Origin of the sequence: Clostridium chromiireducens (assembly GCF_002029255.1) — a bacterium.
GTDB lineage: Bacteria > Bacillota > Clostridia > Clostridiales > Clostridiaceae > Clostridium > Clostridium chromiireducens.
Map to the genome: position 1 here is coordinate 1 of NZ_MZGT01000027.1, position 12153 is coordinate 12153.

Genomic DNA, 12153 nt, shown 5'->3' on the forward strand with positions numbered 1-12153 from the left:
ACTGGATTTATCATAGGCACAATAAGGTTGCCTACAGTAAATACCAATATACGCTTTTTCACTCCAATTATATTACCAGCGAGTCCAACACAATGCTCTAAGTTTGCTCTTAATGTATCTATTAAATCATCAATTACTACAATATCATCTTTAGTTGCCTCTTCTGATTTTTGTCCTAAAAACAATATATCTTTTACAATTGGTTTTATCATAATTTATACCTCTTTTTCAGTTTTATTTTTTATAAAAAATAAGATATGATTTCAAAATATTTGAATAACACGATAATAATAAAATGCAAAAATATACTTACTTTTACTAAAATTCACTTATTATTCTTTATTTATGATACATTTATCTGTATCTGCTGCATTTAAACTTTAAACTTATTTACTTCCTCTATCATTTGATTAGTCATACTATTAAGTATTTGAGCTGCTGAAGCTACTTCCTCTGTTGAAGCATTCATTTCCTCTGATGATGCAGAAATCTCTTCCGATGATGCTGACACTTCTATCGAGACAGAAGATAAACCTTCTACTTTAAACAAAATAGAATTCTTATCATTTTCTATATTCTCTGCCGAATTTTTAACTGTTTCAATTTTAGGTATTACTTCATCTACAGCTTCTATAATCTTTTTGAATGATGCTATTGAATTATCAATAACTTTTACTTGATCCATTAATTCATTGTCCATACTCACAGAATTTTCAACTATAACATTAGTATCATTAGATATTCCATTAATTAATTTACTAATATTTTCTGATGAATCCTTTGATTGTTCAGCAAGCTTTCTTATTTCTTCTGCAACTACAGAGAATCCTTTTCCCGCTTCTCCTGCTCTAGCCGCTTCAATAGCAGCATTTAATGCTAATAAATTTGTTTGTTCTGCAACACTATTTATTAAATTTGTAATATCATTTATCTTATTTATATCTTTTCCAAGAGCTATAATTTTACTATAGAACTCTTTAAATGATTCACTTACATTAGCTACTGATTGATTTAACTGATTCATTTCATTGCTGCTCTCATTTGCCATTGTACTTATTTCCCTAGAATTTGAATCTACAACTTGTATCTCTCTAACCATTCCTGATAATTTATCACTAAAGTCATTAAGAGTTTCTGTTATTAGTATTAAGTTTTCCGACTGATTACTTGTCCCTCTTGCAATTTCTGAAATTGCTTCTGTAACATTTTGTGATACACTTGATATTTCTTCTGAAACAGAAGATAAATTATCTGATTGATTGTTAATATTTGTTGAATTCACTTTTATTTGTCTAATCATTTTCCCAAGTGATTCTTGCATCTTTTTCATTGATTTAGTCATTTCTCCAATTTCATCTGTAGAATTCAAACTTCTAGGTGAAATTTCTTCACAAAGATTTCCCTCTGCTAATAATGCTAAATGCTTTGAAGTATATTTTATTGCTCTAGACAAAGTATTAGCAACTATGTAAACTATGCAAAAACCAATTAATATAAATACTGCAGATGCTATAATAGTGGAAATTTTCAATGTATCTAATTCTGATAAAATCTCACTTTTTACTACTACAACTCCAACAGACCACTCAGTTCCTTGAACTGGAGCATACCCTATGAATTTATCAACTCCACCATAAGTATATTCTCCTAATCCTGTTTCCCCTGCACCCATTTTTTTCTCGATATCTGCTATAGCCTGTAACTTTGTATCCTTTTTTGCTTCTTCAATTGGATTATACATATTAATAACCTTATCTTTATCAGTGCTGGCAATATTAGTACCATCCTTTTTAATCATAAAAGCATAACCCGTTTCTCCTATTTTAAGTTGATTTGTTAATTCACTTAAACAATTACCATCTCTTTTTTCAATTAACACTCCCACGATTTCATTATTATATTTAATTGGAACTGCATAGACAATTATTACATTTCCATCTGCTTTACTTATTATTGGATCTGATGCATTGCTTTTTCCTGATAAAGCATTCTTGAAATATCCTCTATCTTTAATTTCAATATCTGTTCCATCTACATTTTTAGCATGTCCATTTTTGTCAGCAATTCCTAATGACATACTACCAATTCTTTTTGATTCTTCTAAAAGAATTGGCGCCTTAGCTTCCCAAGAAATGTTAGGATTTTTTATATCATCTCTTGCAGCAATAGATTCTAAGGATATCAATTGACCTTCCAACTGCCACTGAATTTTACCTGCAGTTTGTTCTGCAATTTTAGGAAGAGTCTTTCCTAAATTCGACCTTAGTGCCTTTGATGAATTTACAAATGAAATTGCCCCAAAACCAATACATATAACCCCTATTAATAATCCTATAAATACTATAAATTTTGCCTTTATACTTTTCATAATTTTATCCCCCTAGTTTATTACTTTGATATCTACTACGTATATTATATACAATTCTATGAATCACTTTAGTATATCTTCCATTATAACCTGTAATTTCCTCGATGCAATAGATACATCTTTATTCACAGAACTTATATAACTTGAACTATTTATTATTTGTAACATGAGATGTATAACTTTTTCCTTTTTAATACGTTAGTAAGTTTGCCTATTTCATAATGAAATATTTTTTATAAATACAATACACTTATTACAACAACTTATGTTATTACAGTATATATTTATTCTTTGAAGTGTATACTGCTCCAGAAAGAAAGGGGACTCTTTTGCGCAGTGTTGCATTGAGAAAATATCTATAGAATTTCTTCAGTAAAAGTTGTTCCATTCTTGCTTGTCGTGAGCTTCAGCTCATGAGCATGCAGGAATGGGTACAACTTTTACTGTTAGAAATTCATAGATGTTTTCTCTAGCAACCGAGCAAAAGAATCCCCTTTCTTTCGGTTAGTCACATCTAAAGTATAATTTTACATATACTTTATTCGTTTAAATCTACATAAGATCCACTTTTAGAATAAATAGTCCACTCACAAATATTTGTTACATGATCGCCTATTCTTTCTAAATACTTTATTACAAATAAAAGCCTTATTCCCTTATCAATTAAACTTTCATCAAGCTTTATGTCTTCAACAAATGTTGTAAATAAAGATCTATAAATAGAATCCACTTCATCGTCTCTTTCACAAATCTTGTATGCAGTTTCGTCATCATTATTAATATATGACTCTATAGCTAAACCTATCATTGCTCTAACTTTTTTCTCCATTTCCCATAATGGATCCAAATGTTTTTTAAATGAGTTAATAGTTCCACCAATCATCATTGTTATTTTACATATATCTACTGCGTGATCAGCCATTCTCTCTAAATCCGTTACTATCTTTGATGCAGTCATAACTTTTCTTAAATCTGTGGCTAATGGTTGCTCTGCCGCAATAAACTTAATACATAGTTCTTCTATTATTTTTTGTAATTCATCAACCCTATCGTCACCTTTAATAATATTTGCTGCTGCCTCTATATCGTAATTCTTTAAACTAATCATGCTATCATATATTTGTTTTTCAACTAACTTAGCCATAATTACTAGCTGCCTATTTATATTTTTCACTCTAGTATCTTGTGATCCTCTTGTCATTGTACCATTGCCCCTTTACAATTAAGTTTTATAAATTATAAATTCTCAAATTCCATAAATTTAAATATTGATAATCCCATTATATGTATCCTTTACTATTACGACATAAAATCCTATTTTTCCTTACCACTTTATCACAAAAAGTTTATTTCTATTATATTTTTATATTACATTAATATAATAATTGCGTCAAGGAAGGCATGGTTAATTATTTAAAATATTACTTATATAATATTTATTGTCATAAACAAAGGCATCCTAAATTTGTAAGGACACCTTCACTAATAATCCTATTATTCATTTAAATCAACATAAACACCGGTCTTAGAGAAAATAGTCCATTCACATATGTTAGTTACGTGATCTCCTATTCTTTCCAAGTATTTTATAACAAAAAGTAACTGAGCTCCCTTTTGAATTAGTTCTTCATCTAATTTAATTGAGTTAATTAAATTTGTAAATAAAGACTTATAAAACGCATCAATCTCATCATCTTTTTCACAAATTTTATAGGCCATTTCATCATCTTCATTAATATAAGCTTCTATAGATGATTTTATCATGGCTCTTACCTTTTTATCCATTTCCCATAATTCATCTGAATAAACTTTAAATGAATTTATATTTCCACCCATTCTTTTTGTTATCTTGCAAATGTCTACTGCATGATCAGCCATTCTTTCTAAATCCGTTACTATCTTCGACGCTGTAAACACTCTTCTTAAATCTGTTGCGAGCGGCTGCTCTGTTGCGATAAATTTTATACATTCTTCCTCTATTGTTTTTTGCATTTCATCAACTTTATCATCATCTTTAATAATTTGATCAGCCTTATCTAAATCGTAATTCTTTAAGCAAATTATACTCTCATATATTTGCTTCTCAACTAAACTCGACATATTTAATAGCTCTCTGTTAATAATTTTTACTCTTGCATCTTGCGACCCTCTTGTCATAATACTCAATACCCCTTCCTAGCCAAATCTACCTGTAATATAATCTTCTGTCCTTTTATCTCTTGGATTATAAAATATATCTTCTGTTTTTCCGTATTCTATAACTTCTCCATTTAAAAAGAATGCAGTTTTATCGGCTATTCTTCCTGCTTGTTGCATGTTATGAGTTACTATTACAACTGTGTAATTTTTTTTCAATTCATCCATAAGTTCTTCCATTTTTCCTGTTGATATCGGATCTAGAGCCGATGTTGGTTCATCCATTAAAATTACTTCTGGTGAGACTGCTAAAGTTCTAGCAATACACAATCTTTGCTGTTGTCCACCTGACATTCCAAGTGCACTTGATTTTAACCTATCTTTAGTTTCTTCCCATAGGGCTGCTCCTCTTAAGCTTTTCTCAACAATTTCATCTAACATTTTCTTATTTTTAGTACCATGTATTCTTGGTCCATATGCAATGTTATCGTAAATAGACATCGGAAATGGATTTGGTCTTTGAAACACCATTCCTATTCTTTTTCTTAAAAATATATCATCATAATCTTTATATATATCTTTATCTTCGAATAGAACTTGCCCTGTTATCTTAACAATCTCGATTAAATCATTCATTCTATTTAAAGTTCTTAAGAAAGTCGATTTACCGCAACCAGAAGGCCCAATTAGTGCTGTAACCTCATGCTTGTTTATAGACATATTAATATTTTTTAGAGCTTGATTGTCTCCATAATATAAACATAAATCTTTAGTTTCTATAATATTCATAACTATCTCCTACTTCCCACTATAAGCTTTCATTAATCTATTTCCTAATAATCTTGCACAAACATTAAATAATAGCACCGCTAATATAAGAACAGCTGCTGTTCCGTTTGCTATTTGAGCTGCATCAACTACTGTACCTTCTGAATTTAGCTTCCATATATGAACTGCTAAAGTCTCTGCCGGCCTAAAAAGTGAAAATGCCGAACTTTTTTCTGTTAAACTTATGGTATTAAAATTTATATTTTTCGAACTTAATCCTGCAGTGTATAAAAAAGCTGCTGCTTCTCCAAAGATTCTTCCTGCTGCTAATATTACACCAGTCAATATTTCCGCCATCGCTGTAGGTATAGTTAATTTAGCTAAGGTCTGCCACTTAGTTGCTCCTAGCCCCAAAGAAGCCTCTTTAACCCTTTTACTTGCTGCAACTATTGCATTCTCAGAAATTCTAGTCATAGATGGAATGTTAAGAATACTTACAGATAAAGCACCTGCAAGAATTGAATATCCCCATCCTGCCATATTAACAAAAACTAGTAATCCGAACATACCTATAACAATAGATGGCAGAGACGACATTGTCTCAAGACACATTCTTATAAATTTAAGTATAGGTCCTTCTTTTGCGTATTCAGCTAAATAAATTCCAGCTCCTACTCCTATTGGTATTGTAATAATTAAGGAAACAATCAACATATAAAACGAATTAAACAATTGTGGTCCAATTCCTCCGCCTGCTCCTGATAATTTTGGTTTACCAAATAAGAACGAAGGCTTTAGCATACTGCCTCCTTTATATAAAATATATATTATAAAAGCTCCAAGTAAAAAAACGATAAACATACTTATAATGTAGAATATAATCGTAGCTATCTTATCTATTCTTTTTGCATCCATTATCTTGCACTCCTTTTCTCTATCATTCTAACTATTACAATAAATATGAAAGAAATTACAAGTAAAATTAATGCTAGTGTCCATAATGCATCATTCCATGCAGTTCCACCAACTGTATTAGCCATGTCCATCGTTATAATACTAGTTAATGTGGCCATTGGTGTAAAAACTCCATCTGGTATCTTTACAGTATTACCAATTACCATTTGAACCGCTAATGCCTCTCCAAAAGCTCTTGCTATTCCAAGTACAACTCCTGTAAGTATCCCACTTTTTGCACCAGGAACTATTACTCTAGAAATCGTCTGCCACCTTGTAGCTCCAAGCCCATATGATGCTTCAATATGATCTCTAGGTATTGTTTTTATTGCATCTATTGATAAAGTTGCTATAGTTGGCAATATCATCAATGAAAGTACCAAAACTCCAGCAATCAAAGAAAATCCCATTCCCCCAAAATTATCTTTGATAAATGGAACTAATACAGAAATACCTACCCAACCATAAACAACCGAAGGTATTCCAACTAATATTTCTAATGAAGGCTTAATTATTCTTACTCCAAATTTACTAGATATTACATTCACAAAAATTGCTAAAGCAATAGCAATAGGTGCACTTAAAAGTACTGCACCTATTGATACTGCGGTTGAACCTAAGATGAAAGCGAGAGCTCCAAAGGAAGGCTCTCCACCTTTGTTCGGCTTCCAATTATTTGTAAACAAGAACTCAGTGAAACTATATCCGTCATTTGTAAATATCCTCAAACCTTTTGAAGCTATGAATACTATAATTGATATTGTTATTAATATTATTAATATTCCACATAGTCCCGCAAAGCCTTGGCCTAAATATTCATTTTTAAGCCTTTCTTTAAAACTTCTTTTTTCCATCTTTTACTCATCCTTTAATTGAATTATTTTACTTTCATTTCACTTCCTGAAATAAAACCTAATGTTTCTAAGTTTTCTTTATTTTCACTGCTCATAACGAAATCAATAAACGCTTTAGATAAATCTTTTGATTCACCCTTAGTATACATATGTCCCCAAGACCAGAATTTATAAGAACCATCTGTTATATGTGCTTTATCTGCTGCTACTCCATCAAGATTGGTTACTTTTAAAACATCTTGTGCTTCTTTTGTATTCATGTATGCAAGACCTAAATAACTAACTGCTCCATCATTTTCTTTCATTGCACTTAAAACCGCACCATTTGAATCTTGAGTTACACCTAAAGCTTCATTTTCTGCTGATTTATCTCCACCAAGTACTGTCTTTTCGAAAGTTGCTCTTGTTCCTGAACCAGCTGTTCTATGGATTAATAAAATCGCTTTATCTGGTCCACCAACTTCTTTCCAGTTTGTAACTTTACCAGAGAATATGTCTTTAATTTGAGCTGAAGTTAAATTATCTATTCCTAATGACTTACTTACTACAATTCCAAATCCTTGTGCTACGACTTTATGGTCAACTAATTCTTTTGCTTTTGCTGCATCTAATTTTTCTTCTGCAAATACATCAGAATTTCCTATATTTACTGTTCCATCTAATACTTGAGTAAGACCTGTACCAGATCCGCCTGCTTGAGCTCCAATTTCAGCATCTGGATATTTTTTATTAAATGTTTCTATAGTCTTCTCCATTAACGGTAACAATGCTGATGAACCACTCATAGTTATTGAGCCTGTTACTGCTTCTGATTTTGTCCCCTCTGATTTAGTGTCATTTGCCGGTGCTCCACCAGATGCATTCCCGCATCCTACCATCGCAGTTCCTAACATTGCCATCACTAAGGCAGACACCATTAATTTTATCGATTTTTTCTTCATTAACTATTACCTCCACTAATAAATTCATATTATGTTAGTTTCTAATTTTCTTCTTCTTTCATATTTTATAATATACCCTTTTAGTTAATCTATTATTAGAGTAATGTTAAGTTATATTAGATATTTGTTAAGAAAATTTAACATTGCTTTGTAAATAAAAAAAATAATGCGTAAAATTTCTACACTTTACGCATTATTTCTTACATATATGGAATTTTTACTTCAAAAATTGTTCCTTCACTTAGCTTACTTTTAACATTGATTTCTCCATTAAATATTTTAACAATATGTTTTACAATAGCCAAACCAAGACCTGTTCCGCCTTTTTTTCTCGATTTATCTACTCTATAGAATCTCTCAAAAATTCTTGAGATGTCTTCTTCTGGTATTCCTATGCCATTATCTTTTATTCTTAGGCAATAGTATTCATCTTTGGTATAACTAGTCACTTCTACACAGCCGGAACCATCCTTAGAATATTTTATGGCATTCTCAATTAAATTTAAAACCAATTGATAGAATTTATCTTTATCACCCAAAATATGTTTACTATTATTATTAATAAACTCTAACTTAATATTCTTATTTATTGCAGTTTTTCTCATCATATTAATTACTTCTTCAATTACAAGACTTGGTTCAAATTCTTTCATGTCAATAACCAAATTACTTTCTATATTTGATAATACTAATATATCATTAATAAGTCTTGATAAACGTTCAGCTTCCTTGTCGATAATATCCAAAAACTTTTCCCTTGTCTCATCATCCTTTACAAATTTTAAAGTTTCTGCAAATCCCTTAATGGATGTTAATGGTGTTTTTAATTCATGGGATACATTAGCAACAAATTGACTTCTCATAAGCTCAACTCTATTTATATCAGTTATATCTTGAAATATTATAACCTTCCCTATGTTCTCTACACCATCAAACATATCAGATTTTTTTATCTTATAATCCCGTTCAAATGGATGAAGTAATTTTATTTCCTTATCAGATTCTTCATCCTTCATTAAAAATTTACTTATATCATAATCATTAATATGATCTAGCAAGTATTCACCAACAATATTTTTCCTTATTTCAAGTAACGCCTCAGCACGAGGGTTAATGGAAATTACTCTATTATGATTATCAACAGCAACAACACCATTTTCCATGCTTTTTAATATTGACTCAATTTTATTTTGTTTATCAATTACTTCTCGAATTTTTATTTGCAATTGATCAGCCATATTATTAAAACTATTTCCTAAAATACCTAGCTCATCATGAGTTTCAATATTTGCTCGTATCTTGTAATCGCCATGAGTCATTTTTAGTGTTACACTTTCTAACTCTTTTACTGGATCAATAATTTTCTTAACAAGCCTTAAAGATAAAAATAATGAAAATGGTAAAACCAGCATTAGTATCCCTAAACTATATTTGATATTTTCTTTTTGCAGCAAAGTTATTGTGTTAATACTGACAGAACTTCTGATTACATAATTATCACTTAATCTAGTTGCATAATAAATTAAATTTCCTTTAATAGTAGCACTATATCGCTCTGAATATCCTTCGCCTTTTTCAAAAGCTTCTTTCACTTCAATTCTGTCTTTATGATTTTCGCTGCTTTTTTGTTCATTATCATACAAAACAACTCCACTACTATCAATAAGTGTGATTCTAACTTCGACATCATTTATTTTCATGTCTTTTATATTTTTTAGATCTTCATAATCATTTCTACTAACATCTGTTACATCATTGAGTTCATAAATTAAATAATTAATATTTTTAAGCTCTTCTTTTGTAATCTTAGTTTGTTCCATATTAATTAACATCATAAAAGAGCAGGCAACAATAGATATTGCAAATATCACAGTTATAATAACCGAAGTTAAAATTTTGTTCCTCATAGCTATTCTGCCGGGTTAAATCTATAACCCACACCCCTTATAGTTTCTATAAATCTAGGATTTTTATCATCTTCCTCTATTTTCTTTCTTAAATATCTTATATGAACATCCACAGTTCTTGTTTCTCCTATATATTCATAACCCCAAATCTTGTCCAACAAAGTTTCTCTTTTAAGAATTTTCCCTTTATTTTTTATTAATATTTGTAGTAATTCAAATTCCTTAAGTGTTAAATCTACTTTCTTATCGCTAATGTACACTTCATGCCTTTCAAAATCTATCTTTAGGTTTTGTGAGGTGAATACATCTTCTTCCACTTCATTAAATGAATTTGTTCTTCTTAATACTGCTTTTACACGTGCAAGTAATTCTCTAATAGAAAATGGTTTTGTTATATAATCATCTGCTCCAAGCTCTAGACCAAGTATTTTATCTAACTCTTCTCCTTTTGCTGTCAACATTATTATTGATGTGTTTTTCATATCATTGTTTCTTTTAATTTCTTTACAAACGTCAAACCCGTCAATTCCAGGCAACATTAAATCTAGTAATAATAAACTAGGCTTTTCTGCCTTAGCTATTTTTACTGCATCTATCCCATTATTGGCTGTAAAAACATCATATCCAACATTTAATAAATTAAATCTTAGCAATTCAATTATGTGTTCCTCATCATCAACTATTAATATTTTTTCTTTTGCCATATTAAATTTCCCCCTTAACGTAAAATAATAAAAGAAAACATCCTGCCATAAGACCCTTGAGATTTCCTATATGAATGTAATTTTACATCTTCACTACAGTACGTACATAAATCTATACTATTAATATTTTCATCTTGAATTCCGGCTTTTTTTAAATCATCTAATATGCAGACTTCCAAATTCAGATTTCTTCCACAAAACAAATCTTCTTTTTTAATTTCCGTTTTCTTCTCTATAAATTTAAGCTTTAATTCCTCAGAAACCTCATAACAACACTTTCTAATATGAGGCCCAATATATGCTTTTAAATTTTTAACATTAATACTAAATTCTTTTTTCATTTTTTCTATCGTTTTAAATGTAATGGATTCATAGGTTCCTCTCCATCCGCTATGTATTGCGGCTGCGACCTTTTTTTCCTCATCAACTAATATGATTGGTACACAATCAGCTGTAAAAACACCAATAATGATCCCTTTTTCCTTTGTTATTATGGCGTCCGCCTCTTCATCTTTAATACTTTTTCCATTCTCTATATAATTTAATATTTTATCACTATGAATTTGTTTTAGGTATATCACTTCATTGGCGCCAAATTCCTCTTTTAATGAATTGAGCTCTTTTATACCTTCTTCTGTATTTCTGTTAAAACTTCTTTCCTTCTCTGCATTTGTAAATCCAATATTAAATTCTTTACCATTTATTATAAAAAAATCTTCTTGCTTATCTAATACTTTTAAGTCCAATTTATTCACTATATTTAATCCTCCACTAAATTTATCTTATCACTTAAGGTATCCACTTAAATTTTATTTTTCTTCTTTATTATGAGCAATATCTATGGATATATTTTTATGATTTATTTAGCATTTTACTTACTTAATCTTAACATTCTATTTAGCATTTATCAGCTTAATTAACTAAATTTTAACTTATATATAACAATATCATAAGATATTTAATTTAAATAGAATATATATGAATTCCTCATTATTTTTATATATTATATCTAAACAATTATAAAAAGGACATTGAATTTATTCAATATCCTCAATAGTATAATTATGTTACGAGATTTTTTATTTCCTCTAAAAAAGTATTTATATCCTTAAACTGGCGGTATACTGATGCAAATCTTACATATGATATTTCATCCAACTCTTTTAGTCTGGCCATAACCATTTCTCCTATATCTTTTGATGGTATCTCTGTAAGCATACTATTAGATATTGTTTTCTCTATATCATAAGCTATATCTTCAATCTGTTTTCTAGACACAGGTCTTTTTTGGCATGCAATAATTAATCCAGTAATAATTTTCTCTTTATTAAAATTTTCTCTAGTTAGATCTTTTTTGATTACTAAAATAGGAAAATCTTCTATTTTTTCGTATGTAGTATATCGTTTGGCACATTTTAAGCATTCTCTTCTTCTTCGAATTGTTGTATTATCGTCTGTTGATCTTGAATCAACAACTTTACTCTCTTCAAATCCGCAAAATGGACATTTCATACTTTCATT

12 protein-coding genes are annotated in these 12153 nt (G+C 29.7%); all 12 read right to left on the minus strand.

Annotation, left to right across the window (positions count from 1 at the left end):
• Positions 1-212, minus strand: a 212-nt coding sequence (locus CLCHR_RS11095) for a peptide deformylase (RefSeq protein WP_341456896.1), incomplete at its 3' end; no start/stop codon positions are given.
• A gap of 161 nt (positions 213-373) precedes the next feature.
• On the minus strand, positions 374-2368 hold the full coding sequence (locus tag CLCHR_RS11100) for a methyl-accepting chemotaxis protein (protein WP_079439869.1): 1995 nt from the start codon (positions 2366-2368) through the stop codon (positions 374-376).
• A 538-nt stretch (positions 2369-2906) separates the two neighbouring features.
• Entirely contained in the window at positions 2907-3569 is a 663-nt protein-coding gene (gene phoU / locus CLCHR_RS11105) for a phosphate signaling complex protein PhoU (RefSeq protein WP_079439870.1), read from the minus strand.
• A 293-nt stretch (positions 3570-3862) separates the two neighbouring features.
• Positions 3863-4525 carry a phosphate signaling complex protein PhoU gene (gene phoU / locus CLCHR_RS11110; RefSeq protein ID WP_079439871.1) on the minus strand — a complete coding sequence of 221 codons (663 nt, stop codon included), beginning with the start codon at positions 4523-4525 and terminating at the stop codon, positions 3863-3865.
• Between the two features lie 18 nt (positions 4526-4543).
• A complete protein-coding gene (pstB, locus tag CLCHR_RS11115; RefSeq protein ID WP_079439872.1) occupies positions 4544-5293 on the minus strand; it encodes a phosphate ABC transporter ATP-binding protein PstB in 750 nt (249 codons plus the stop codon).
• A gap of 9 nt (positions 5294-5302) precedes the next feature.
• Positions 5303-6187: a phosphate ABC transporter permease PstA gene (pstA, locus tag CLCHR_RS11120; protein WP_079439873.1), complete on the minus strand. Its 885-nt coding sequence runs from the start codon at positions 6185-6187 to the stop codon at positions 5303-5305.
• A complete protein-coding gene (pstC, locus tag CLCHR_RS11125) occupies positions 6187-7080 on the minus strand; it encodes a phosphate ABC transporter permease subunit PstC (protein ID WP_079439874.1) in 894 nt (297 codons plus the stop codon). The genes pstA and pstC overlap by 1 nt, the downstream gene beginning before the upstream one ends.
• A gap of 23 nt (positions 7081-7103) precedes the next feature.
• Positions 7104-8021, minus strand: coding sequence for a phosphate ABC transporter substrate-binding protein (locus tag CLCHR_RS11130; protein WP_079439875.1), 918 nt, complete (start codon positions 8019-8021; stop codon positions 7104-7106).
• Positions 8022-8221: 200 nt separating this feature from the next.
• Complete coding sequence (locus CLCHR_RS11135; protein ID WP_079439876.1) at positions 8222-9928, minus strand: sensor histidine kinase; 1707 nt, start codon at positions 9926-9928, stop codon at positions 8222-8224.
• A gap of 2 nt (positions 9929-9930) precedes the next feature.
• Positions 9931-10632, minus strand: a complete 702-nt coding sequence (locus tag CLCHR_RS11140; protein ID WP_079439877.1) for a winged helix-turn-helix domain-containing protein — start codon at positions 10630-10632, stop codon at positions 9931-9933.
• A gap of 14 nt (positions 10633-10646) precedes the next feature.
• Positions 10647-11387, minus strand: coding sequence for a peptidoglycan editing factor PgeF (gene pgeF, locus CLCHR_RS11145; RefSeq protein WP_079439878.1), 741 nt, complete (start codon positions 11385-11387; stop codon positions 10647-10649).
• 307 nt (positions 11388-11694) lie between these two features.
• Complete coding sequence (gene nrdR / locus CLCHR_RS11150) at positions 11695-12144, minus strand: transcriptional regulator NrdR (RefSeq protein ID WP_079439879.1); 450 nt, start codon at positions 12142-12144, stop codon at positions 11695-11697.
• Positions 12145-12153 lie beyond the last annotated feature (9 nt).

Excerpts from the sequence above, each read along its gene's own strand:
- CLCHR_RS11100 (WP_079439869.1), bottom strand. The coding sequence starts at position 2,368 with ATGAAAAGTATAAAGGCAAAATTTATAGTATTTATAGGATTATTAATA.
- pstC (WP_079439874.1), bottom strand. The coding sequence starts at position 7,080 with ATGGAAAAAAGAAGTTTTAAAGAAAGGCTTAAAAATGAATATTTAGGC.
- pstB (WP_079439872.1), bottom strand. The coding sequence starts at position 5,293 with ATGAATATTATAGAAACTAAAGATTTATGTTTATATTATGGAGACAAT.
- nrdR (WP_079439879.1), bottom strand. The coding sequence starts at position 12,144 with ATGAAATGTCCATTTTGCGGATTTGAAGAGAGTAAAGTTGTTGATTCA.
- CLCHR_RS11140 (WP_079439877.1), bottom strand. The coding sequence starts at position 10,632 with ATGGCAAAAGAAAAAATATTAATAGTTGATGATGAGGAACACATAATT.
- phoU (WP_079439871.1), bottom strand. The coding sequence starts at position 4,525 with ATGACAAGAGGGTCGCAAGATGCAAGAGTAAAAATTATTAACAGAGAG.
- CLCHR_RS11130 (WP_079439875.1), bottom strand. The coding sequence starts at position 8,021 with ATGAAGAAAAAATCGATAAAATTAATGGTGTCTGCCTTAGTGATGGCA.
- CLCHR_RS11135 (WP_079439876.1), bottom strand. The coding sequence starts at position 9,928 with ATGAGGAACAAAATTTTAACTTCGGTTATTATAACTGTGATATTTGCA.
- pstA (WP_079439873.1), bottom strand. The coding sequence starts at position 6,187 with ATGGATGCAAAAAGAATAGATAAGATAGCTACGATTATATTCTACATT.
- phoU (WP_079439870.1), bottom strand. The coding sequence starts at position 3,569 with ATGACAAGAGGATCACAAGATACTAGAGTGAAAAATATAAATAGGCAG.